Here is a 22,911-nt window from a genome sequence, read left to right as displayed (position 1 = left end):
GCCCCTGGACTGTTGTCTTAAACCCCGGCTTCCACCTGCGCCAACTTCCTATCCAACCCCTTCAACACCTCACACTCCAACCCATGCCGCTCAGCGCGCTCAATCAACGGCCCCAAAATCGCCCCGCGCTCGGTCAGCTGCTTGGCCTCCACATCCTGCAACATCGAGGCTTTGTTATTCGCGGTGTTCTCCACCACTTGCCATACCAGTGCCAGCCAGGCGGCTTCACCCTCACCACCGTTTGGTGGTACAACGCCTTCCTTCGCTAAAATCGCCGTCACTTCCTTCACCACGGCCACTACGCGGCCTGAATAGGCATCTCCACGAAGCTCTCCGTTACGCACGCCATGCAGCGCCACCAGTGGGTTGATTGCCGCATTTACCGCTAACTTCTGCCACAGACGGCTGCGAATATCGTTTACCGCCGAAGCAGTAAGCCCAGCCTCACTCAGCAGCACCGCTAAGGATGCCGCTAACCCGGCGTGCTGGTTATCCAAGTCTCCCACAAACGTTGGCCCGCGCCCGGCGTGCACCACGCCATCATCCCCGGTTAAGTACGCCCCCTGAGTCGTGGTGGCGCACAGCACAGGCCCGGGCCACGTGTCGGTAATACGCGGCTGCGCATAAAAACCGTTCTGCCACAGCACCAGTGGGGTAGAAGGGGGCAGCACGCTCGCAATACTCGCAAGCGCCGCCTCGGCAGCCATGGCTTTCGTAGTGATATGCACAAACGCAGGCGGCTCAGTTGCATCCGCCACCAACTGCTCAGCGGTAAGCGAGGTTAAGTGCTGCGCACGCACGTCGCCTTCCGGGGTGGTCAGCACCTGCCGCGCAGGCAATGACCGGCGGCCAATCACGGCTACGTCAACGAACGGGGTTAGCGAGTGCGCCAACAAACGGCCAATGGCCCCAGGGCCAAGAATCCAGTGGGTGGTCATGGGTAAAACGTCTTCAGCAGCGTGAGTGCCGCCAAGCTTACCGCGTTCGGTGTGGAGAGGCTAAGGAGTGAAAAGGGGCGGTGTGGGACTATTTTCTAGTGACGGGAGTAAGGATAGTTTGGTAGGTTTGAAGCTAAGCTGGTTTTATTAGTGATAGTAGGTGGAAGGCTGCGATGGTTACACCAAGCAGGAATTGATGGAGTGTCAGCTTTCGACCCTTAGCGGACATTCCGGAAAATGAAGCAGGCGCGCGAATTTTGATTATACAGCCTGATGGGAATTAATATTCATAATAATCATAGGATTAGGGTAGTATAGCAGGCTGCATTTGCCGGAAGAAAGTGCCAGCACGTTAATTCAATCATAGAACGCGCCGTCTAATACGCTGTTAACTGTTTCAGGAAAGATTATGCACAAAGGTAGCTGTTTATGTGGAGCAGTGGTTTTTGAGCTTCTATCGGAGCTAAAAGCTACAACTCACTGTCATTGCAAAATGTGCCAGAAGCAAAATGGTGCTGCTTTTGCAACTTATGCAAGTCTACCTAAAGCAGATTTAAGATATGTTTCGGGTGAAGAGCATCTTTCCTCATACAACTCATCCGGAAACATTGTCCGCAAGTTTTGTAGTGTGTGTGGTTCCAGCATAGAATGGAGCGGTAGTGAAAAATTTCCAGACTGGGTATCTATTGCAGTCGCAACACTTGATACTTCGTTTTTCCCTAAAAATATCCAGCAAGCTCACCAAGAGTCCAGAGCCTGCTGGCTAGAAATCAGTTAACAAACCAAGGCAGCGGGACAAATTTTGTTTCGCTGCGCTCAAAACGCGAAATTTGCCCCTACTTGGGGTGTTATGCAGGTCGTGCATGAGCAGAGCTTTGAGTATCTCATTGTTGGTTCAGCTGCTTTTGGTCGTGGGGTTTCTGGGGCTTGCATGGCAAGCGGATCAAGTAATAGACAAATCCGGTATCGGGGACTTAGAAGCTTGGGGTCGCTTTAATACTTTCGCCGGCATTGCGTTCTATAGCTTCGCGTTTGTATGGTTGGCCACGATTATTCTGTCGCTTGCTGGGAGAGTGTTTCGAACAACAAAGGCGCAGCTCGCCACTGGGTTGCCGCCGTTGGCTCTGATTCTGGGCTGGTGCCTCTCGTGGGTGATCTAGCAATGCATAACAATCGCAGGCACAGCGACGGCTTTTCATTGCGGCTGTGCCTCCATTATAAAGCCGCGCTTGTTGCGGGCGTTATATCAGCACTACCTCAAAGTCCGCTCCTGGCCGGACTACGACGGCCAGAAGTAGACCGTCGTTTATCCGCATCAAACTTCTGTCTGTTCTGCCATTTCCAACGCGTCATCTACCTCTATCCCTAGATACCTGACGGTGCTTTCCAGCTTCGTGTGACCCAAGAGCAGTTGCACTGCCCTCAAGTTTTTCGTGCGGCGGTATATCAGCGAAGCTTTTGTACGACGCATCGTGTGCGTGCCATACATTGACGCATCTAGACCTATTTCGGTAACCCAGGCTTTCACAATACGGGCATATTGGCGCGTTGAAAGATGGTTTGCGCTATTGATTCGGCTGGGAAACAGGAAGTCTTCGCTTCGGAGCTGAGCAAGCTGTATCCAGTCGATAATAGCGATGCGAGTTTGCTCGGTAATTTCGAACTGGACAGGCCGATGTGTCTTTTGCTGCATCACAATGGCTCGTGGGGATATGCACGCACCATGGGCTATATCCCGTACTCGTAAATTGACAAGGTCGCAGCCCCGTAATTTGCTATCGATGGCTAAATTGAAGAGGGCAAGGTCTCTCGTCTTTTTCGCAAGTTGTAGCCGAACACGGATTGCCCAGATATCTCTAAGGCGTAGAGGTGTCTTCTGCCCAACCAACTTACCTTTATTCCAAGGTGTATAGGACATTTCAGTCGAAACGTTCATGGCATGTTCCTCCATCAGGTGGAGGTCAAAGAATGTCTCAATTCATGCCCCTCATGTGCTAAGGTTAATTTATAGTCATGGCTCGACTCAAAGCGGTCATTCTGGGAAATGCAGCAGGCGCGCGAGTTTTGGATACATAGCCTAATTAAAAGAATCATAGACATGGGAGAATCTGGCAGGCTGCAGTTGCAAGAAAAAAGTACCAGCACGTTCATTCAATCATAGAGCGCGTCGTCTAATACGCTGTTAGCCTAAGAGGAGACAAATGGACAAAGTAGTTGTGCATTCATACACGCGAGGGTCTTTTCGCGGAGGAAGCGGGAAGTATGTTCATTATGATGTAGTTAGCGGCCCTAACCCATTCGGACCACGAGGTGGTTTGGTTGGGAAATTTGTTGATGGGAAGGTCAGGAAGCATTTTTGGGAGAGAAATAAGGCTGAGGAATTTGCCCAGAATATTGCGTTAAAGGAAGGTTTAATATATTTGTCTGCCTATGATCCAAATGTTGAAACAATGTCAGATCCAGTTAAGCCTCAATCAGAATTTGATATTGATTCAGTTGTTGACGATCGGGAAAATAAATTAAAGCTAGCACATGTAAGGAAAGGCCAAAAGGCATTCCGAAGCGATGTCTTGAATGCTTTTGGCGGTAAATGTGTGGTTACTGGTTGTGATATACCTCAAGCACTTCAAGCTTGCCATATATATTCATATATAGGAGAAGCTACAAATCATCCTTCTAATGGGCTGTTGTTACGTTCTGATCTTCACGGACTTTTCGACAGTTATCTCATAACAGTTAGCGCTAAAGGTAGATTATTATTATCTTCAACTTTAAAAGGCTCTTATTATAAAAAGTATAATAATTTGAAGGTACGTTTCCCTAGTAAAAAGGAACATGAGGTAAGTGAGTCCGCTTTAGACTTTCATAGGGACACTTACAAACGAATCGAGACCCTAAGAAGGGCTAACAAATAGCTGCTACGGGCGTGGTACAGGTGCCAACTGTACCACGCCCCAGAGCTAGGCGTTAGGTATCCCCAAAGGAGATTCTATTTGGAACCGGTAACATGGGGCTTCATCGGGACGATCGTCGGTACGGTTGCTGGTGCTTCAGCAAGCATCCTGACTACCGTGATAGCTGAGAGGAACCGTCGAAGCATTAGAAGGGATGAAGCTACCTATGCCCGCGAAGAACGGGCGCGAGAGTTTCAGTGTGAAAATCTCCTAAAAGTTCAAGATGTTCTATCCAGCACGATGCGACTGGTAGCCAAAGCTCACTTGGAGGACATGCAGCATTACAGCAATCGGCAATCCGAGTCTGACCCAGCAATGCTTAGTGGGGATCTCGACAATGAAATACGCTTGTCGAACAAGGAACTTTCAGTTCTATCTGAGCGAATTGCTGATGATTTATTGCGTGAGAACATCAAGCTTTTGCGGGCCAAGATGACCGCCGTGTTAGTTGCAAAGAATCCAGCAGAAAGTGAAGGCGCACTTGAAACTCTGTCTTATGCGTTCGACGAGAGTATGGCGAAAATTGGTATAGTTTTACGCAATACATTTTAGGTTTGTTGCAAATATGCCTAACAAGTGGCTGTTGTCGGACGCACCTACTCTGCGCTTCGGTGCGCCGCAAAGACATGGCGTTATGTTTGCGACGAGATACCAAAATTGGAGTATTGATGAGTTTAGAAGGATTGATTATTCGGGAAGCAAGGGATAGTTACTATAGTTCTCTCGTTGCGCTGGAACAGAAAGTGATCGACGCTGAGCGCTCATATAACGCATCGCTGAAGAAAGAAGGTGCTTATTACTATGACATTGAAAAGCTGATTTCGGATCACGACAGTAGGTTGGTCGTTGGAGAGGTTTCTGGCGCCATTATCGCTACAGGTTAGGTTCAGGTTCGCGACTCGAAACCTGCCTTGGTTCATGATAATCATGGATACTTGGGCTCTATGTATGTGGAAGAGGAGTACAGAGGGCTCGGTTTAAATGCAGGATCTGGTGAGTTGGGGCCAACGACGAGTAGTGACGGAGTTCTATCTAGACGTGTATACGGAGAATAACTTCGCAGTTCGAGCGTATGAGAAGTTTGGCTTTCGAGGTTCTCAGCTAGAAATGAAGCTGAATCTTGAAAATTGACTCAAAACATAACCAGTGCAGACACGGCGAGGGCTTTCCCATTGCGGCTGCGCCTTCATTTCAAAGCCGCGCTTGCTGCAGGCGATAGATAGAGGAAAGAGTGTGTCTCAGACTCATGACAAACATCACTTCTACAAGTACATGTCAGTCGAGACAGCCTTGAAGGTGATAGCAAACCAATCCCTGCGGTGGAGTAGTCCTCTCAAGTTCAATGACCCCTTCGACCACCAGATCGGCTTCACTTTCGAGTTCGGTGGACAGGAAATCGGACAGGCTGTGTACCATGAGATGGAGCGAATAGTCTTCGGCGGAAAAAGCGAGTTCCAAGAACCTTCGTTATTTACGGAAGTCGCCCTCCGCCTCCAGGGCATCGCAGACAGACTCCCGAAAGACGCGATTATGGAGGATTTCGCGGAAGCGGCGCAGGAAATCGCGGACAACTTCCCGTATCACGTTGCAAGGCTCCACGATGAGATCCAAGAGCAACTCACACACTCCCGCGTCCTCTGCATCAGCGAGAGAAACGACAACGTCGTGATGTGGTCGCACTATGCCGAGGAGCACCGAGGCGTTGTCCTCAAGCTGCGCTGCATTGATAAATTGGACAACACACTTTTGGCAGCTCGGCGAGTAGACTACTCAAGGCAATTCCCAAAGTTTCCCTCCCTTGGGCAGTATGTCCGCCACCTGACTGGAGAGAAGCCGCTGAATCTGGCTGCTCTGACCTGGGATATGGCCTTTACCAAACACTCGGACTGGGCATATGAAAAAGAGTGGCGTGTTCATATGCCGCTACTGAACGAGCCACCGGGCGATGGCTACACTCTCATTAACGAGCACCCCAGCGTATTTGGGGCGGTGTACCTCGGTTGCCGCATGACCGACGAGGACAGAGGTCGCATTCTGGAGGCCGTCGAGAAACACATACCGCATGCACAAGCTTTCCAAGCCAAAAGAAGTGACGCTTCGTTCGATATTGCATTCGAAGAAGTCTAACAACGGCGTTGAGCGGGCGGCGGAGATGCATGGCGGCGCTTCGCGGCAACTCTGGGGACGCCTCCGCTCACGCCCAGCGTTAAAGCATAACGTTAGTGACCTCTAAAAGTCCGCTTCTGGCCGACAACAGCCCTCCAGCCACGGCCCCAGGTTCAACCCCACCAATCAATAGAGGTCGCCCACAAGCTTCCCAAAATACGGCAACTAATAGAGATGCACGCCAAACCACAACACCCCTCAGCCCGACAACCCTCCATGACCACCCACAAACCCACTCAACAGCCGTTCGATTTCCTGGGCAGGCATCGGGCGGAAGAAAAAGAATCCCTGGACGAGGTCGCAGTGCATATCGCGCAGCAGGGATAACTGTTCGGCGTTCTCGACGCCCTCGGCCACTACCTCTAATCCCAGCCGGTGGCCGATGAGGATAGCACCCTCCATGATGGCCCTGTCCTTCGGCTGCATGGGCGCGTCGTGGATGAAGGAGCGGTCGATCTTCAAGGCGGTGACGGGAAAGTGCTTGAGGTAGCTCAGAGAAGAGTAGCCGGTCCCGAAGTCATCGAGGGCAATGCGAATACCGCGATGATAGAGACGTCGCAGGTCCTCCAGGACGGTCTCGTCGGCCTCGATCAGGATATTCTCGGTCAGTTCGATGCCGATATCTCGCGGCCCCAAGCCGTGGCGCTGCAGTGAATCTTCGAAGCGCTTGAGTGCATCGAGGCGCACCAATTGGCGGCCCGAGATATTGATGTCGATGCGGTGGTGAAGAAACCCCTTGGCGCGCCATTCCGCTTGCTGGCGGCACGCCTCTTCGATGACCCAGTCGCCCAGGCGATGAATCAAGCCAGAACGCTCGGCCAGTGGAATAAACTCGGCAGGGGAGATCGCCGGGCCTTCGCTCGTCTCCCAGCGGATCAAGGCTTCGAGGTTCTCTATTCGTCCACTGGCCGCCGAGACCTGTGGCTGGTAGTGGAGGGAAAATTCGCCGTTATCCAAGGCTTCTTCGAGTCGCGCCGAGAGGTGGTGCTGACGCACCAGCTCATCATGAAGCTTCTGCTGAAAGAAGCGCAGCGTCCCCCGGCCCGCCAGTTTTGCGCGGTTCTTGGCCACATCGGCATTACGGATCAATTCGCGAGACGAGTCGCCATTTTCGGGAAAGAGCGCCACGCCCAGGCAGGCCGTGACCTGACGCTCTCGACCATCTAGAACGAAAGGTTGCCGGAACACATTCTGGACACGACGAACGACTCGCCTCACATCGGTGGCTAGCTGGGCGCAGGGAAAGGCCAGCACGAATTCATCGCTAGAGACGCGGGACACGAGGTCCGTGGCGCGTTGGCACTCCCGTAGCCGCCGGGTCAACTCAACGAGCAGGCGATCACCCTGATCGTAACCCAGGGCATCATTGATCTCGACGAAGTGATCGATGTCCACGTAGATAGTGACTAGGCCATGGCCCAAGCGCCGACAGGAATCCAATAAACCGTCTAGATCGACCTCGAAAGTCTGGCGGTTGGGAAGATGGGTGAGCCTGTCAAACCGGGTGGCGAATTCTAGTTCACGATGGGCACGCTTTTGGCCGGAAAGGTCGACATCCACGCAAAACAGCAAGGGGGAATCGGTGTGCTCATTGAGCATCAGGTGCTGGGAATAGACCGATACCGGCTCACCGGTTTTGTGCTTGAGTTCGAGCTCACCGGCGGAGATGGCGACGCCTTTTTCAATCCAGGCACGATGCGCTTGGATCACGCCGTCACGCATGAAGGCAGGGATGATCAGGTCTTCCAGTAACTGCCCTTGGGCTTCTTCGGCGGTGTAGCCGTAGAGGCGAGTGCTTCCTTCATTCCAGTAAATCACTCGGCGATCACGATCATATCCCTGAACCGCCACCTTCGGCAGGCTCTCTAGCAGGGAGCGAAATCGCTGCTCGCTTTCCAGGTATTGGCGGCGTACTAACGCGACGGCGTCTTGGTCGGCTTCTTGCGGAGCGCTGCCAACCGTTGAAGAGGGCTTTGTTGCCTCTGACACCAGCGCACTAGACAACGCCCTGCGATGTTTCTTCAGGTGCTTCGAATCTCTATGTTGTCGAGAGTCGCTGGCCGTCATGGTATTCACTTAGAGAGGTAATACGTTTAAGCGCCATCGTGATGGCAACAGTAGGCACTTTATATGAAGCATCCTACACCCATTCGTAGGGGATAACCTACACATAAAACGGTATCCTTGGCCTGATTCTTTTTTCAACGAAATCACTCTCTTTAACTACATTTCTTTGACATATTCCTGCCGTTCTTTTCATTTTCATCCTGTTGGCTTTGGTGTTTACACCTGCCACGCCGGGCAATGTCGCCCAGTTAACAGGAGAATACTTACATGAAACTCGATACTCTCAATCACGGTGTCGATATCACCGCCATGCCTGCGGATTCACTCGCCGATTATTGGAAGCCGGACGTGACCGAAGCGCTGCAACATCACGATTGGGCGACAACCGATATTCGGGATCGCATCGATCTGGCTGCTTGGCAGGGGTTCGTGGCGGACCTGCCGCGCGACCCCTACGTCAACCTTCGCTGGAAGCGGATGTCGTGGCTGGCTTTGAATGATCAGGGAGACGTGGAGGAGATGGGGCAGTGCCCCATGGCACAGGGCGGTGCTTTTAACGATGCGGAGAGCATGGCGGACCGCCTGCGGTATTACGATCCGCTGACTGAGGAGTTCTTGGCACGCCCCGATGTGAACGACTTCGTTCGCGCCTGGGCAAAACTTTGGAATATTGGCGCCCACGAACCCATGTTGATGCAGATCACCGGCGTTCGCGGAGAAGGCCGCGTCGACCCCCTTCAGGGGCAGGGCATTCATGCCGATGGCTGCAAGGCCCTCAGCATTCTGGTCCTCAATCGGGAAAACGTGGCGGGGGCCGAAAACCATCTTTACGCAGACAAGGCTGGCACGCAGCCCCTGGTGGATATCACGCTCAATCCCGGTGATATCCTTCATCTGCGCGATGATCGGCTCTTTCACAGCGTGGACGGAATCGCGCAGCTCGACAGCGAGGCACCTTTCGAGCGGTTCATTATCATCATCAACAGCCGTTTCGTGGATGATTTTCAGAACCGGATGCTGCGTCGCTACTTCCCGGAAGCGGTCCTCAACGAGAGTTAATAAACCCCTCACTACATCCAGCCTTTAGTAACACAAACGCCCCCGGAATCCCGGGGGCGTCTTGGTTGTGCCTCGCGCTTGCGCTGCTTAATACCCTTGCGCGCCGAGCTGCTCGGACGTTGCCTTAGGGCGCAATGCGCGTGCTGGCGTCGGTGAAGCCGATCAGCGAAATGTCCAGGTCCATGCGATCACCGCGTGGGCCAATCATACTGAGGGTGGCCGTATTGCCACTGCGCAGCTGCTGCAACATCGACGGCTCGATGGGGGCGTCGGCACGGCAGCCTTGCTGTTGGCAAACCTGATAGGGGAACTGGATGGGCTCGCCGTCATCCACCACCAGTTGCAAGCCAGCGGCTAGGCGTACGCCCAGCGGGACGAAGAAGCTCATCACCGGGCCGTCGATTTGCGGCGGGTAATCGAGAACTACCTGCATCAAGGGCTGATCGTTGCCGGGTTGGGTAACCATTTGTACCATCGCACAGCGTGTTGGGCCCTGGCCCTCCTGGCAGCGCACTTCCCAGTCTTGAAACGACTCGGTGGTGACATTCTCGCCGGACGCGGCGCCCGGCTGTTGGCCGAAGGCGCTGGTTGAAAACGCCAAGATCGATAGCAGGCCAATCATGCGCAGGGTTTGAGTAAAGCGGTGTGGCATTGCGTCATCTCCTGTTGGTTCGTTAATGGTAAGCAATACCACCACCATGCCTGCTTGTGCGCTTGATATCCAGCATAGAGGCGGAATGTAAACACAGCGCGACGCGCGACAGGCCTGCAAAGCGCCGTATACTCTGGCGTACGTTTCTTGATGTAGGCGACCCTTGTTTATGCAAAAGCGATATGTACGACCCCTTTTCTGGCTCGCGCTGCTGGCGTTACTGGCGGGCTGTGATGAAACGCCCACCGGGCGCTCCCAACTGGCCCTGGTCCCCGGCCCGCTGATGGCAGACATGGGCGCAGATACCTTCAATCAGCTACGCAACACTCAGCCCATCAGCCGCGATGCGCAAGCAAACCAACTAGTGCAGTGCGTGGCGCAAAAAGTAGTGGCGGGTGCGCAAGCGAGCTACCCAGGGCTCGATTTCCCCGAGCGTTGGGAGGTGGTGGTGTTCGAGGATCCATCTCCCAACGCCTTCGCGCTGCCGGGTGGCCGCATTGGGGTGCATAGCGGCCTGCTACGGGTGGCGGAAACCCCGGCCCAGCTTGCCGCAGTGATGGGGCATGAAGTCGCCCACGTGTTGGCCGACCACGGCAACGAGCGCTTGACCCAGCAGCTCGGCATTAAAGCCGTGCTACTGGTGGTGGGGTTTCTGGGGGAGGGCGAGTTTGGCAGCCAGCAGTTGATGCAGGCGCTGGGCGTAGGGGCCCAGTTGGGCATCAGCCTGCCGTTCAGCCGTACCCACGAAGAAGAAGCCGACTTGATGGGCCTGGAGATCATGGCCCGCGCGGGCTTCGACCCCCAGCAGAGCGTGGCGCTGTGGCAGAACATGGCGACGGCTAGTGATGGCCAGCCTCCGGAGTTTTTATCGACACACCCGGCACACGAATCGCGCATTCGGTCGCTGCAAGGGGCGCTGGAAGAGGCCACGGAGACTTTTCGCAGCGTGGCGCCGGCGCAGTGCTGAGCGAGCAACGCGCCGTTGCCCTGCAAAGCGATGGCTGGTCTAAACTTGGCTCATGACCTTTAGCTTGGGAGGCCTCCCATGCGGCACCTCACGTTAATGCGGCACGCCAAAGCCCAACAGCCCAGCGGCGAGATGACCGACCATCAACGCCCGTTGAGCAAGCGTGGCGTGCGCCAAGCACACGCCATGGCGTATGTACTACAGCGCTGGCAGTCGTTGACGGGTAAGGTTTGTGTGAGCACGGCGTTACGTACCCGACAAACCTTCGATGTCATCGAATCGCTGCATCTTCAGCGTCAATTAGATCGCCATGTGCTGCTGGATGACGCGCTTTACACCTTCGACGGCGATGCGCTGCTCGCGTGGCTCAAAGCCTTGCCCAATGACACCGAGCGGGTATTGGTGATTGGCCATAATCCCGCCTTGGTCGAGCTGGCGCAGTGGCTCGACGACGACGCGCCTCCCTCGCTACCCACTGGCAGCGTGCTGCATTTCACCTTGCCTGATGCCCCCTGGAACGCGCTAGAGCCGGGCAGTGCCACGCTCACCGGTGGCTTAACGCCTGATACCGCCAGCTACGCGCTGTTCCAGCGTCGTGCCGACGAGCCGCCCCAAGCCAATGGCGATGTTGCAAACCGCTTGCATGAGGCGTTGGTGTATCAACACCAGCGGGTGAAGGCGCTGAAACCCGGCGTGATGGCGGGTGTCGACCCTGAGTTTCTTCATCAATACCGGGTGAGCCTGCGCCGCAGCCGGGCGATGCTGGAATCGATTCGCGCCATCACTAAGGTGTCTGGGTGGAAGCCGTGGCTAACGCAGCTCAAGCGGCACGCCCGCGCCACCAGCGACCTGCGCGATCTCGATGTGGTGCTGGCTGATCTCGATGACATCGAGGTCCCCCTCTCGACCTCGACCCAGCAGCACCTGCGCCAGTGGTTACAGAGCTGCCAACGGAGGGAGCACGTGGCGCTGTGCCAGCAGTTGAATGCGCCGGGCTACCCCGAGGCCCTTGAGGAGTGGCAGCGCTGGCTAGCGTCAAAGGCGTGTAGGCAGGCGCTGGCCAAGCTGTCTCCCAAACGCATTCAAGCAGTGCTCGATGAGCGGGTGAAGCAGCATCAAAAGGCGCTGGCGGCGCTCTCGATCGACGACCCTGACGCATCGTTTCATGACCTACGCAAGGACGTGAAGCGTCTTCGTTATTTGGCCGACCTGCACCCGATGACTTCTACATCGTTCTTGAAGGAGTTGAAACGCCGTCAGCGAGTATTGGGTCGCTATCAGGATCTTTGCGTACGCCAAGCTTGGCTGGAAGCGTTTAGTGCACGCACCGAAACCAACGGACCAGAGCGCCAGGAGTGCGCCGAGTGGCAAGCCGCACTGGCATCCCAAAAGCAGATGCTGCGCCAAAAAGTGCTGGCGTGGGCACCGCTCCCGCGCCATTAGCCCCTGCTTCGCGGCGGCTTGCCGCTTGTGCCAAGGGTATATATGATTCGTATACATTTCGTATTCGAAACATATATCGAGGTTGCCATGGGGATCGTCAAAATCAACGACCAGCTGCATGAAGAGCTGCGTAAAGCGAGCGGTGTGATGGTGCGCTCCATCAATGCCCAGGCGGAGTACTGGATCAAAATCGGCATGCTGGCGGAGGCGAACCCCGGCCTGACCTTTTCTGACATCATGCGGGAGCAAATGAAGCAAGCCGACGTGGATATCAGGATGGTGATGGGTGAGTAGGGTGACGCTGAAAACACCCGAAGAGCTTCAGTTACTGCGTGAAGCGGGTCGGCTGCTGGCGCAGGTGTTTGGCTATTTAGACGCACGCATTGAGCCGGGTATTTCCACGATGGATATCAACCGCTGGGCCGAACGCTACATCGTCGATGTAGTGAAGGCGCGCCCGGCAAGTAAAGGCCAGTACGGTTACCCCTACGTGCTCAATGCCTCGGTGAACCATGTGGTGTGCCACGGCATTCCTTCTGAAACCCAGCGGTTGGCCTCAGGCGATATCGTCAACGTCGACATCACGCTTGAGAAAAACGGCTTTATCGCCGATGCCAGCAAAACCTATTTGGTGGGCACGGTCACTCCCAATGCCCAACGGCTGGTCGATACGACCTACGAAGCCATGTGGCGAGGCATTCATGCCGTCAAACCCGGTGCCACGCTGGGAGACGTGGGGCATGCCATTCAACGCCATGCCGAGCGCCACGGTTACGCCATCGTCCGCGAATACTGCGGCCACGGCATCGGGCGCGACATGCATGAAGCGCCTCAGGTGCTGCACTACGGTAAGCCAGGCAAAGGCCTCACGTTGAAAGAGGGTATGGTGTTCACCATCGAGCCGATGGTGAACATGGGCAACGCCAAGATCAAAACCAAACGCGACGGCTGGACCGTGGTGACCAGCGATGAGAAGCTCTCGGCGCAGTGGGAGCATACCGTGGCTGTCACGGCAAGCGGCGTAGAGGTGCTCACGCTGCGCGATGATGAGCGCATGCCTGCCTTCGACGACTGAGCCAACGCCTCGCTTCCTGGCGAAGCGCCTCAGGTGCGTTAAGCTGAAACGGCGGACACTGATTCGTAGCCCGCCGTTTTTTGTTGATGCGCAAAGAAAAGGATGTCGATGATGGCGAAAAAACCGATAGGTAGCGGCACGACGCCCACAACGCCGCCACGTGCCACGGTCTCGTGTGGCACCGAAAAGCTACTGCTGGATGCCTTGGAACGTGGGGGAAGCTGTCTAGAGACCGGGCGCTTTTTGATTAGCTACCGCGATGGCCATGTGGAAGCGGGCATCCAGGCACTCAAAGCCCAGCATTTCCGCGTGGCGGATGCCCGCGACTTTACCGACCAAGCGGTGAGCCTGGAAGACGCCGGCGACGCAGAAGCCATGGTGTTTCCCGAAATTGGCGTGGCGCTGATTGGCGGTGATGCCATAGAGCAGCACGGGATGAGCGTGTTGGATACGCTTGCGGCGGATAGCCCCGTCGACATCATCGAACCGGAGTACTTTGCGTTTTCAGAGAATTCCGAGTACTTGCGCGGCTTTTTACGCGCTGCCACGACTATTGCACGGGATTTAGGCGTTGAACTGGATGCCCAAGAGGGGGCTTCAGAGCTTGAAGCGGCGCTTCGGCTCACGTGGGGATTGAGCCGTTGTAAAGTGCCGCAAAGCCGCTGGAGCGGGTCGGGCATTAAAGTCGCCGTGTTGGATACCGGTATGGATCTGGGGCACACGGATTTCGCCGGCAGAGAATTCGTGACCCGCTCGTTTGTAGGAGAGGCCGTGCAGGATATGAACGGGCACGGCACCCACTGTATTGGCACAGCCTGTGGCCCCCAAAGCCCAGGTGATACCACGCCGCGTTACGGCATTGCTTATGAAGCGCAAATTCTGGTGGGTAAGGTGCTCACCAACTCAGGCAGCAGTACCGGAGCCGGAGTGCTGGCGGGTCTGAACTGGGCGATTACCAACCGCTGTGAAGTAATTTCGATGTCGTTAGGGAGCCAAAGCCCGGTGCAAGCCGCCTACACCCATGCCGGGGCAGCGGCGTTGCGTAACGGCTGCCTGGTGATTGCCGCAGCGGGGAATGCCGCCATGCAAACGGGCGCGCCCGCCAACTCGCCTACGGTGATGTCGGTGGCTTCCTTAGATCCCAACTTATCGCCTTCCAACTTTTCCAATCATGGCAAAATCGACATTGCCGCCCCTGGCCGAGATGTTTTTTCGTCGTGGCCCCGGCCCACGCGGCATAAATCGATCAGCGGCACCAGCATGGCCGCTCCGCACGTGGCGGGTTGTGCCGCCCTCTGGGCGCAGTCGGATGCCTCCCTACGTGGGCGAAAGCTTTGGGAGCAGTTAGTAGCGTCGGCCAAACCTTTGCCCCTACCTGACACGCAAGTGGGCATAGGTCTGGTGCAGGCCCCTTAACCATCACGCCGCGCTGGGCGGTTCTTTCCAAACGCCCAACGCACGATCTGTGGAGAGACGTACCATGGCAACGGTCACGCTATGGTTGATCACGATTTCCAGCGATCAGCCCATCCATGACATCGCCACCCGCCTCAGCGCGGAAGGCCTGACGGTTCGAGAAGTGCTAGAGGAAATCGGCTGCATTACCGGTGCCGCCGACGAAGCCACGGCGGAGCGTCTAAAACAGATTCAAGGCGTGTTAGATATTTCACCGGATATGCCAATGGATATCGGCCCGCCAGGGGCGAGTGAGACGTGGTGAGGAGTAGCATTATCATTACAGCAAACAACCGAACTTCCTATGGTCATGCACCAAAGCGGCTTGTGTACTGAGGCGAGGTCAGTATAGGGACAGCGTCCATCTCGCCAAGTACAGAAGGGCTAAGCCATGCCTCCCCTTTCGATCGATTTGCAATACGCTGAGCTAATGAATCAGCTCCGACACTTAGGTGCTATTCGATTTGCGATGATGGGCGTCTGTGCCGCGTTTACTATTGGGCTCCTGACGGCGCATTATTCACTGTTAGATCAATGCCGTGTGCAGGCAATAGAGCTGGCGTTTCAAGCGCAGATGATCGGCACCATCATCGTAATACTGTTCGCAATCTTCGAATTATCTGCAAGTTGGCAATACAAGCAATTTGCTGGTCGCGCAGTGGCCTTAGAAGGCGAAGATGGCGCTGTCTTTAAAGGCAAAAAAGTACGCTTACTTGGGCCTGTTACACTTATGTCACTGATCGTTTACGCGCTGCTTTTGGTAGTTTGGTGGTTTCTATAACGATTTGGCTCTCTGACCAACGTAATGCAAATGGATATTTTTTTACTGCGTCACGCGGAAACGCTATCTAACCAGGAGGGGCGGCTTTCTAGCGGGATGGATGAAACGCTAACGGCACTGGGATGCGAGCAAGCTCACGCTATTGTTAGCGGGCTGCTTTCCTTGAGGCTTGATGCAATTCTTTGCTCGCCTCTTTCACGAGCTGTGAAGACAGTGCAGCCTTTTTTAGACGCCAGTTCTCTACCGTTTGAGATACATCCGTGTCTAGCAGAAGGCCAACTGGTACTCACCAGCGAGGTGCCGCTGATGCCTGTTGGCTACCAGAAGTTGTCCAGTGGTGTTCCAGTGCCTTGTAGCGATGAGTCGCCGGGGGCTTTCTTGCAACGCGTTGAACACGCAAAAGATCTGTTGTTATCTCAGCAATATCCACGAATTTTGGTGGTGACTCACGGGCATATGATTCGTGAGCTATTGAATAACTTTTTAGCGCTACCGAGCAAAACGCGCTTCCCTCATCATAATTGTGGTTTGACGCATCTTTCGATTGGCGAACAGGTGACCGTTGGCTTCGTCAATCGACCGTTAATACCCTAGACCGTTGTTTTCTTAGTTCGCCGCTTCCCCGCCGTACTGCTGCGGCTTCCCGTGGTTGTCTTACCGCTCGTACTTTTACGCCGCGTATAGCTTTTCTTAGAGGCGCCGCTGCGTTTGGCAGGGGCACCAGCTTCGCCTTGGGCGGTTTGTAGGCTGTGGCGCAATTTAGCCGCGTCGCTTTGGCCGAGCAGGGCGCGTAAGTCTTCCAGCAGCGCGTGCTGGAAGGCGTTGGGGTCGTCTTGCTGCTCAGAGATCGCTCGCAGGCGTTGCTCCCAAAGGGCGGTGCGTTCCGGTGTGCTGACGGCGCTGGGCAGGGCGGCGATCAGCGCGCAGCCGAGTTTGGTGGCGCGTAGCGCTTTTTGCTGGCGCACCAGGTAGCCGCGTTGCACCAGGGTTTCAATGATGCCTGCGCGGGTGGCTTCGGTGCCCAGGCCATCGGTGTCGCGCAGTGTGCGGCGCACCTCTGGGTCCTCCACGTAGCGACCAATGTTCATCATCGCTTTGATCAGGCTGGCATCGGTGAACGGTTCTGGTGGCCGGGTCTCTTTTTCCTCCACGCCTGCGCCAAGGGCCTGGCAGGCCTCGCCTTGGGTGAGTGGCGGCAGCGGCGGGGTGTCTTCGCGGGTGGTGAACAGCGGCTTCCAGCCAGGATCGAGGATGCTTTGGCCGCGCGCGCGGAAGGCTTCGTTCAGCAGGGTGAACTCGGCTTTCACTTCGAAGGTGCGCAGCGGGCGGTAGAACTGCGCCATGACGTTGCGCACGATCAGCCGAAACACATGGCCTTCGGTGGCGGAAAGCTGGCTGAGATCGGCGGGCTTGCCGGTCGGTGCTAAGGCGTGGTGCGCGCCCACCTGCTTGTCGTTCCAGGCTTTCGAGCGCAGGGTAAAGTCGGCCCCTTGAAGCCATCCTCGTAGCGTGTCGTCATTCTGGCAGGCACCGGAGAGGCTGCGTTGGGCAAGCGCCAGGTGCTCTTCGGGCAGGTAGCGGCAGTCGGAGCGAGGGTAGGTAATCAGCTTGTGCTGTTCGTATAGCCGCTGGCAGATATCCAGCACCATCTGCGCAGAAAGCCCAAAGCGGCGGGCGGCGTCTACCTGCAGGGCTGAGAGCGAGTAGGGCAGCGGTGGCGCTTGTCGCTTTTCTTGTTGTTCTAGTTGGGTGAGCGTGCCGTGCACGCCGGGGAGCTGAGCGGCCAGGGCATCGGCGGGCGTGCGGTCCGTCAGTCGCCCTTGCTCATCCAGCGGTTGATGGGCTTTCGGTGCCCACCACGCGCGCAGTTGCCCCTGCGCTACCTGTAGGTCTACCCAAAGCGGGTAGAACGGGTAGGGTTTGAAATCACGGATACTGTTGTCTCGCCGGACGATTAGCCCCAGCACCGGGGTTTGTACCCGACCCACCGAGAGCACGCCATCGTGCCCGGCCTGGCGGCCGGTGAGCGTCCAAGCGCGCGTCAGGTTGATACCGTATAGCCAATCGGCCCGGGAGCGCGCCTGGGCGGCCTGAAACAGCGGCTGAAACTCAGCATTCGACCGCAGGCTAGCCAGCGCGCGGCTGACCGCTGGCCGGTTGAGGTCGCTGATCAAGAGCCGCTGCACTGGGCCACGGTATTTCAAATGCTCGATCACCTCTTGCACCAGCAGTTGGCCTTCGCGGTCCGGGTCGCCAGCGTGCACCACGCTGGTCGCCTGTTTGATCAATTTGCGAATCACCGCGAGCTGGCCACGGGCTTTAGGGCGCGGGGCGAGTTGCCATGTGCCGGGCACGATGGGCAGCCGGTCGAGGCGCCACTGTTTATCGGCGGGGTCGTAGGCTTCCGGTGGAGCTTGCTCCAGCAGGTGGCCCAGGCACCAAGTCACCGTGGTATCGCCGCACACAATCGCGCTTTCCTGGCGCTTGCCGCCACCGGGCAGGGCGTCAGCAATGGCGCGGGCGAGGCTGGGTTTCTCGGCGATAATCAAGCGCATACGGTAGGCCCTGGCAGCGGTCTTTGAAAGAGTGTCATGGTAGCAGAAGCCGCTCAGTGGGTTGAACGTCGAGGCGTGAAAATTTATACAGGTACTTGAAAGGTGTCGTGCGTCATTTTTTCGTATAGTTTTTGTATAAAATTAGCGGATTGAGTAAGCTGACACTAAACACTGAGAGGTGATGTTCATGCGCGAACGCGGTAGAACACGACGTTTATTCGGGTTGGGTGCCCGCACGGGGGGGCCCTGCTAAAAACGCGGCTAGGCGGCCAAACGGATTGGCGGGCGTTGGGCGAGGCGCTTTTCGAGGGCTTGTCGGAGTTGAAAGGTCCGGCCATGAAGCTGGCGCAGATCATGTCCCAGTGGGATGACTTGCTGCCCCCCGACCTGGCCAACGAGCTGGCGCGCTTACAGCGTCAGGCCGAGCCCATGCCCTGGCCAAAGATTCGCGAAGCGCTGGTGATGCAATACGGTGATATCGACCAGCACTTCCGTAAGATAGAAGAGCGACCTTTTGCCAGCGCCTCCATGGGCCAAGTTCACAAAGCGGTAACGCTAGACGGCGAGACGGTGGTGCTCAAAGTGCAGTATCCCGGCCTTGCCGACGTGCTGGAGAGCGATCTCAAGCAAGTCAGGCGCATCATGGGGCTGGGGCGCTGGTTCAAGGTGCCCCAAGCACGGCTGGATGCGCTGTTCGAGGAGCTGGCAGCCGGGCTGCGTGACGAGCTGGATTACCACGCCGAAGCCGAAGCGCTGGGCCGCTACCGCGAGCGTTATCACGATCACCCAGAGTTAGTGATTCCCGAGCCCTTGTTCGAACTCTCTGGCCAGCACGTCTTGGCCATGCGCTTTGTCGACGGCACCCCGCTGCGGGATTTAGAGAGCGCTGACGACGCTACCCGGCAAAAGGTGGCGGTGGCGCTGGCGGACTGGATTACCGAAGAGCTGTTTACCTACCGTGAACTGCACGCCGACCCTCACGCGGGCAATTTCGCCTGTGACGAGCAGGGCCGTTTAGTGATTTACGATCTAGGCGCGGTGATTCCCGTCCCCGAAGCGCGGCTCAAAGCCATGATGCAGCTACTGGATGCCACCCTGGACCAGGACCCGATGGCCATGGATGACGCGCTGATGAAGATGGGCGGCCGCCAGGGCCAAGGGGCGCCGCTGGCGCTGTATCGGGAATCCGCCGAGTGCATTACGCCGCTGTTTGCCCCCGGCGAGCAGGATTTTAGCGACGTGCGCGTTCACCGCCGCTTGCGGGAACTCACCCCCAAAGTATGGGCGGCCATGGACCGCTTGCAGCCCCCGGCTGATACGCTGCTGCTCTCCCGAGCGCTCAACGGTCACTACTGGAATTTGGTGCGTCTAAAAGCCCGGTTGGACATGCATGGCCGTACCCAGCCGCTGCTGGCGTGGGCGCGTGCCGATTGAGCCTATCGGTGCAAACTGCTACCGGCCGATTGCCGCTGCGGTAGCACCGCCAGCCGTGCTAGACTATTGCGCTTTTTAATTGGATTCACCGATCAATAGTCTTGAAGACAGTGGAGACGGCAATGCTGGCGGTATGGGTCGATCAACTGCTGGGATTTGCCTCTGGGGCACTCTCGGCAATCAGGCAGCAGGAGCACTACCCCGATTTCATGACGTGGGTACGTGCCGACGGCGCTGAAGCATTCAACGGCGATCTGGCGACCGCACAAGCGCTGGCGCCCATTCTGTGGTCGCAAACGCCGTTGGAGCGGCTGGCGTTCGCTAGCGAGCCGTTGGCGACACCCGGCCGCAACGAGCCGTGCTGGTGCGATTCTGGACGCAAGTACAAGCAGTGCTGCTACCGCGTGAGTTTTCCCACGGAAATCCCCGAACAGATGATGTGGATGCTCTCGCTGCGCGAATGGAAAGGCGCGACCCTGAAAGCGGCCCTGGAAAGCCAGCAGGCCCCGGCGCAAGCATTGCTGGAAGCCGGGCTGATCGCCGCTGAAAGCGGCCAGACGGGCCGTTCCATGCAGATTTTGGAGTCGCTGTTCGATGGCAGCGACTGGTCGCGCCTGCCGGAGCAGGCTGAACCCGCCTTCGAGATCCTGTTGGATATCTATCAAGAGCGTGGCTTTACTCGCAAGCGTGCCGACTTGCTGGACGACGTGATGGAGCGAGGGCCGCTCTTTTTGCGCGGCGTCGCTCTGGAGCGGCTATGTTTGATGCACCTGGATAACGACGATCTGGATAGCGCTCGCGCGGCGTTCGTCAAAGCCCAGCAGGCGCTGCCCGACTCTCCGACGCTGGCCTACATCGAGGCCATGCTGCTGCTCCACGAAGGCCACGAAGCCGAGGCCAAAGAGCGGGCTAACTTCTGGTACCGCCGATTGGTGCGCCAGGGAGACCTGGACGAAGATCAGCTCGAATTCCTGGCCGCGTTGGCGGATAACCCCGGTGCCACACTGGCCGATCAGCTGCTGAGTGCCGAAGAAGACATGGCGACGCCGCTGGTGTCGCTACAAGCGCTGCTGGCAGCGCTGCCCGTGGCTCCCAAACTCGCCATCGAGCAGGATGCCGAGTCCGGCCGCCTGCACTACACCACTACCGCCCGCGAAGAGACGCTGTTTGCCGCTTGGCACGAGCAGTTTCAGGTCATGGTGGACGAAGACGTGGCGCTAGGCTTCCGTGATGACCCCTGGGGTAATGCGGTGGAGTGGATGTCGGCACTGTGTGCGCATCCTGAATGGCTAGACGCGCCCCAGGTCGTGCAGGATCTGACGCTGGCGCTGACCAGCCGCTTCGGCAGCTTGCCGTGGATGGCTCCCACGCTGCTAGAGCCACTGGCGTTACGCTTGTCTCGCTGGTTGGAGCAGGCCCGCGCCGCCGGAGATGGCAGCCTTTGCTGGGACGACGCCGATAATGCCATGCTGCTGCGCACCGGATTGGCGCTGGTCGTCGGGATGGAGCGCGGTGCCCGCCAGCACTCACGGGAGCTGGCCGAAGAGCTGCTGGCGATCGATCAGGAAGACAGCCTAGGTCTGAGGGAACTGGTGCTGGACCAGTTGCTCCGTGACCACCGTAACGAAGAGGCACTGGCACTGACCGAAGAGCCCCAGAAAGACGATGGTTCATTGGTGCTAGGGCTTCTGATGGGGCGCACGCTGGCGCTCTATCGGTTAGGCCAGCAGGCAGCGGCGGAAATCGCCATTCAAGACGTCATGGCACACAACCGCCATGCACTGGAGCTGATCTGCGCCGAGAACCCCAGACCTTCCATGCCCCACGCCGATGGGCAGGTCGACCCTGGCTCCCGAGCCGAAGCATGGCAGTACCGCACGCTGATGCGTGACCAGTGGCGCACGACTCCTGGGGCGCTGGAGTGGCTAGCCAACCACCGCTGAGCCTCCCTGACGGTCTTATTGGCCTGCCCCGTTCACCGGGGCAGGCACGAGCTGCTTGTCGCGGCTGATCCAGATCGCCAGCACAATGGCGGGTAGGCCGAGCAGCGTGGCCACAACGAAGAACGTGGCATAGCCCTGGGCACTCACGACGATCCCACCAAACCCGCTGAGGAATTTCCCTGGCAGCGTCATCAGTGACGAAAACAGCGCGTACTGCGTGGCGGTATACGCGCGCGAGGTCAAGCTCGACAAAAACGCGATGAATACCGCGCTGGCGAGGCCGTTAGCGAGGTTATCACCGATGATCGTCACCACCAGCATCGGCACCTGATTGCCAATCAGCGCAAGCACCGCAAACAACAGGTTGGTGACCATCACCAGCCCTGCGCCAAAAATCAGCAGTGGGCCAATGCCATAGCGGGCCACCAGTAGACCGCCAAGAATCCCCCCGGCAATGCTCATGGCAATCCCAAATATATTGGTGACGTTGGCAATGGTCGCCAGTGAAAAGCCCAAGTCGATATACAGCGGGTTGGCCATTGAGGCCATGGCCAAGTCGCTGATGCGAAACACGGCAATAAATAGCAAAATGCCCATCGCCTTCACGCCAAAGCGACGAAAGAAGTCGGTAAACGGGCACACGATGGCGCCAATCACCCAGGCGCCCATACGCCGCAGCGGTTTCGGCTGGCCCCGGCTGTCGCGGATGAAGGCGCGCACTTTGGGCTCGTGGATGAGCTGCACGGTCAGCGAAGCGCGTTGGGGCTCCGGTCGAATCAAGACGGTGAGCACGCCAATGCCGACCAGAGCCGCCATGGTGAGGTAGGCGGCGTGCCACGACACCGCCGAAGCCACATACAGCGCACCGGCACCCGCCGCCAGCAGCCCGCCGCGATAGCCGATGATATAGGTGGAGGCCATGGCCGCTTGGACATCGTCATTGGCGGATTCGATACGGTAAGCGTCTATCGCAATATCCTGCGTCGCAGAGCCAAACGCCACCAGCAGCGCAAAGGCGGCCACCCAGCCCAAATTACCCACGGGGTCGACGCCCGCTAAGCCAATGAGGCCAGCGGCAATCATGCCTTGGGCCAGCAGCATCCAGCCTCGTCGTTGCCCAAACGCCCGCGTCAGTAGCGGTAGAGCAAGCCGGTCCACGACAGGTGCCCAGAAGAATTTGATCGAGTAGAGCATCCCGATCCAGGCAAAAAAGCCGATAGCGGCAACGTCGACGCCATCGCTACGCAGCCAGGCAGAGAGCGTGGAAAACACCAGTAAAAAGGGCAGGCCAGCGGAAAAGCCTAAAAACAGCATGGTGATCACTGGCGCTTTGCAGTAAATACCAAGCGCCGCCAGCCAACTGCGCTGGGGAGTCGGGGTGGGCATGTAAGGACGTACTCCCAAAAGAAAACATCGGTGACG

21 protein-coding genes and 1 pseudogene are annotated in these 22,911 nt (G+C 57.1%); 16 read left to right on the top strand and 6 right to left on the bottom strand.

The window, feature by feature from the left end:
• Positions 1-17 precede the first annotated feature (17 nt).
• Positions 18-938 (bottom strand): ketopantoate reductase family protein, encoded by a 921-nt coding sequence (locus CTT34_RS10835; protein WP_159342451.1) that lies wholly within the window; start codon positions 936-938, stop codon positions 18-20.
• A gap of 409 nt (positions 939-1,347) precedes the next feature.
• Between CTT34_RS10835 and CTT34_RS10830 the strand changes: the two genes are divergently transcribed.
• On the top strand, positions 1,348-1,716 hold the full coding sequence (locus CTT34_RS10830) for a GFA family protein (RefSeq protein WP_159342450.1): 369 nt from the start codon (positions 1,348-1,350) through the stop codon (positions 1,714-1,716).
• 537 nt (positions 1,717-2,253) lie between these two features.
• On the opposite strand, the gene CTT34_RS10825 is transcribed toward CTT34_RS10830, so the two are convergent.
• A complete protein-coding gene (locus tag CTT34_RS10825; protein ID WP_159342449.1) occupies positions 2,254-2,874 on the bottom strand; it encodes a tyrosine-type recombinase/integrase in 621 nt (206 codons plus the stop codon).
• A 265-nt stretch (positions 2,875-3,139) separates the two neighbouring features.
• Between CTT34_RS10825 and CTT34_RS10820 the strand changes: the two genes are divergently transcribed.
• The 4 genes from CTT34_RS10820 to CTT34_RS10805 all read left to right on the top strand — a co-directional run bounded on the left by CTT34_RS10820 (position 3,140) and on the right by CTT34_RS10805 (position 6,019).
• A complete protein-coding gene (locus CTT34_RS10820) occupies positions 3,140-3,853 on the top strand; it encodes an HNH endonuclease (protein WP_159342448.1) in 714 nt (237 codons plus the stop codon).
• A gap of 78 nt (positions 3,854-3,931) precedes the next feature.
• A complete protein-coding gene (locus CTT34_RS10815) occupies positions 3,932-4,444 on the top strand; it encodes a hypothetical protein (protein WP_159342447.1) in 513 nt (170 codons plus the stop codon).
• A gap of 116 nt (positions 4,445-4,560) precedes the next feature.
• Positions 4,561-4,776, top strand: coding sequence for a hypothetical protein (locus CTT34_RS18340; RefSeq protein ID WP_217352958.1), 216 nt, complete (start codon positions 4,561-4,563; stop codon positions 4,774-4,776).
• Positions 4,777-5,125: 349 nt separating this feature from the next.
• The gene (locus CTT34_RS10805) at positions 5,126-6,019 is read left to right on the top strand and encodes a DUF2971 domain-containing protein (protein WP_159342446.1); all 894 of its coding nucleotides are present in this window, start codon (positions 5,126-5,128) and stop codon (positions 6,017-6,019) included.
• Between the two features lie 237 nt (positions 6,020-6,256).
• Here the strand turns inward: CTT34_RS10805 and CTT34_RS10800 are convergent, their stop codons facing one another.
• Entirely contained in the window at positions 6,257-8,047 is a 1,791-nt protein-coding gene (locus CTT34_RS10800; RefSeq protein ID WP_302476116.1) for a putative bifunctional diguanylate cyclase/phosphodiesterase, read from the bottom strand.
• A 345-nt stretch (positions 8,048-8,392) separates the two neighbouring features.
• On the opposite strand from CTT34_RS10800, the gene CTT34_RS10795 reads away from it, so the two are divergent.
• Positions 8,393-9,184 (top strand): 2OG-Fe dioxygenase family protein, encoded by a 792-nt coding sequence (locus tag CTT34_RS10795; protein WP_159342444.1) that lies wholly within the window; start codon positions 8,393-8,395, stop codon positions 9,182-9,184.
• A gap of 124 nt (positions 9,185-9,308) precedes the next feature.
• On the opposite strand, the gene CTT34_RS10790 is transcribed toward CTT34_RS10795, so the two are convergent.
• Entirely contained in the window at positions 9,309-9,836 is a 528-nt protein-coding gene (locus CTT34_RS10790) for an invasion associated locus B family protein (RefSeq protein WP_159342443.1), read from the bottom strand.
• Between the two features lie 169 nt (positions 9,837-10,005).
• On the opposite strand from CTT34_RS10790, the gene CTT34_RS10785 reads away from it, so the two are divergent.
• The 8 genes from CTT34_RS10785 (at position 10,006) to CTT34_RS10750 (ending at position 16,151) form a co-directional block, all read left to right on the top strand.
• Positions 10,006-10,803 carry a M48 family metallopeptidase gene (locus CTT34_RS10785; protein ID WP_159342442.1) on the top strand — a complete coding sequence of 266 codons (798 nt, stop codon included), beginning with the start codon at positions 10,006-10,008 and terminating at the stop codon, positions 10,801-10,803.
• Between the two features lie 78 nt (positions 10,804-10,881).
• Entirely contained in the window at positions 10,882-12,246 is a 1,365-nt protein-coding gene (locus CTT34_RS10780; RefSeq protein ID WP_159342441.1) for a CHAD domain-containing protein, read from the top strand.
• 87 nt (positions 12,247-12,333) lie between these two features.
• Positions 12,334-12,540, top strand: a complete 207-nt coding sequence (locus CTT34_RS10775) for a ParD-like family protein (RefSeq protein ID WP_159342440.1) — start codon at positions 12,334-12,336, stop codon at positions 12,538-12,540.
• Positions 12,533-13,321, top strand: coding sequence for a type I methionyl aminopeptidase (gene map, locus CTT34_RS10770; RefSeq protein ID WP_159342439.1), 789 nt, complete (start codon positions 12,533-12,535; stop codon positions 13,319-13,321). The genes CTT34_RS10775 and map overlap by 8 nt, the downstream gene beginning before the upstream one ends.
• Positions 13,322-13,429: 108 nt before the next feature.
• Positions 13,430-14,737, top strand: a complete 1,308-nt coding sequence (locus CTT34_RS10765) for a S8 family serine peptidase (RefSeq protein ID WP_254436367.1) — start codon at positions 13,430-13,432, stop codon at positions 14,735-14,737.
• Between the two features lie 64 nt (positions 14,738-14,801).
• Positions 14,802-15,041: a hypothetical protein gene (locus CTT34_RS10760; protein ID WP_159342438.1), complete on the top strand. Its 240-nt coding sequence runs from the start codon at positions 14,802-14,804 to the stop codon at positions 15,039-15,041.
• 126 nt (positions 15,042-15,167) lie between these two features.
• A complete protein-coding gene (locus CTT34_RS10755) occupies positions 15,168-15,557 on the top strand; it encodes a hypothetical protein (RefSeq protein ID WP_159342437.1) in 390 nt (129 codons plus the stop codon).
• Positions 15,558-15,587: 30 nt separating this feature from the next.
• Positions 15,588-16,151: a histidine phosphatase family protein gene (locus CTT34_RS10750; RefSeq protein WP_159342436.1), complete on the top strand. Its 564-nt coding sequence runs from the start codon at positions 15,588-15,590 to the stop codon at positions 16,149-16,151.
• On the opposite strand, the gene CTT34_RS10745 is transcribed toward CTT34_RS10750, so the two are convergent.
• Positions 16,148-18,112: a DNA topoisomerase III gene (locus tag CTT34_RS10745; protein ID WP_159342435.1), complete on the bottom strand. Its 1,965-nt coding sequence runs from the start codon at positions 18,110-18,112 to the stop codon at positions 16,148-16,150. The two genes, CTT34_RS10750 and CTT34_RS10745, sit on opposite strands and share 4 nt — an antisense overlap.
• A gap of 187 nt (positions 18,113-18,299) precedes the next feature.
• Between CTT34_RS10745 and CTT34_RS10740 the strand changes: the two are divergent.
• Positions 18,300-19,546: pseudogene (locus CTT34_RS10740) on the top strand (ABC1 kinase family protein).
• 122 nt (positions 19,547-19,668) lie between these two features.
• Positions 19,669-21,489, top strand: a complete 1,821-nt coding sequence (locus CTT34_RS10735) for an SEC-C domain-containing protein (protein ID WP_159342434.1) — start codon at positions 19,669-19,671, stop codon at positions 21,487-21,489.
• Between the two features lie 15 nt (positions 21,490-21,504).
• Here CTT34_RS10735 and CTT34_RS10730 read toward each other — a convergent pair whose 3' ends face one another.
• Entirely contained in the window at positions 21,505-22,875 is a 1,371-nt protein-coding gene (locus tag CTT34_RS10730) for an AmpG family muropeptide MFS transporter (protein ID WP_159342433.1), read from the bottom strand.
• Positions 22,876-22,911 lie beyond the last annotated feature (36 nt).

It is taken from the genome of Halomonas meridiana, from assembly GCF_009846525.1.
Classification (GTDB): Bacteria; Pseudomonadota; Gammaproteobacteria; order Pseudomonadales; family Halomonadaceae; genus Vreelandella.
Note: the sequence above shows the minus strand (reverse complement) of the source record. Positions and strands in the feature narration are given on the sequence as shown.

Bases quoted from the DNA above. Each gene is read 5' to 3' on its own strand.
- CTT34_RS10755 (WP_159342437.1), top strand. From the start codon at position 15,168: ATGCCTCCCCTTTCGATCGATTTGCAATACGCTGAGCTAATGAATCAG.
- CTT34_RS10785 (WP_159342442.1), top strand. From the start codon at position 10,006: ATGCAAAAGCGATATGTACGACCCCTTTTCTGGCTCGCGCTGCTGGCG.
- CTT34_RS10730 (WP_159342433.1), bottom strand. From the start codon at position 22,875: ATGCCCACCCCGACTCCCCAGCGCAGTTGGCTGGCGGCGCTTGGTATT.
- CTT34_RS10825 (WP_159342449.1), bottom strand. From the start codon at position 2,874: ATGAACGTTTCGACTGAAATGTCCTATACACCTTGGAATAAAGGTAAG.
- CTT34_RS10790 (WP_159342443.1), bottom strand. From the start codon at position 9,836: ATGCCACACCGCTTTACTCAAACCCTGCGCATGATTGGCCTGCTATCG.
- CTT34_RS10775 (WP_159342440.1), top strand. From the start codon at position 12,334: ATGGGGATCGTCAAAATCAACGACCAGCTGCATGAAGAGCTGCGTAAA.
- CTT34_RS18340 (WP_217352958.1), top strand. From the start codon at position 4,561: ATGAGTTTAGAAGGATTGATTATTCGGGAAGCAAGGGATAGTTACTAT.
- CTT34_RS10830 (WP_159342450.1), top strand. From the start codon at position 1,348: ATGCACAAAGGTAGCTGTTTATGTGGAGCAGTGGTTTTTGAGCTTCTA.
- CTT34_RS10820 (WP_159342448.1), top strand. From the start codon at position 3,140: ATGGACAAAGTAGTTGTGCATTCATACACGCGAGGGTCTTTTCGCGGA.
- CTT34_RS10745 (WP_159342435.1), bottom strand. From the start codon at position 18,112: ATGCGCTTGATTATCGCCGAGAAACCCAGCCTCGCCCGCGCCATTGCT.
- CTT34_RS10750 (WP_159342436.1), top strand. From the start codon at position 15,588: ATGGATATTTTTTTACTGCGTCACGCGGAAACGCTATCTAACCAGGAG.
- CTT34_RS10760 (WP_159342438.1), top strand. From the start codon at position 14,802: ATGGCAACGGTCACGCTATGGTTGATCACGATTTCCAGCGATCAGCCC.
- CTT34_RS10735 (WP_159342434.1), top strand. From the start codon at position 19,669: ATGCTGGCGGTATGGGTCGATCAACTGCTGGGATTTGCCTCTGGGGCA.
- CTT34_RS10795 (WP_159342444.1), top strand. From the start codon at position 8,393: ATGAAACTCGATACTCTCAATCACGGTGTCGATATCACCGCCATGCCT.
- CTT34_RS10835 (WP_159342451.1), bottom strand. From the start codon at position 938: ATGACCACCCACTGGATTCTTGGCCCTGGGGCCATTGGCCGTTTGTTG.
- CTT34_RS10780 (WP_159342441.1), top strand. From the start codon at position 10,882: ATGCGGCACCTCACGTTAATGCGGCACGCCAAAGCCCAACAGCCCAGC.
- CTT34_RS10765 (WP_254436367.1), top strand. From the start codon at position 13,430: ATGATGGCGAAAAAACCGATAGGTAGCGGCACGACGCCCACAACGCCG.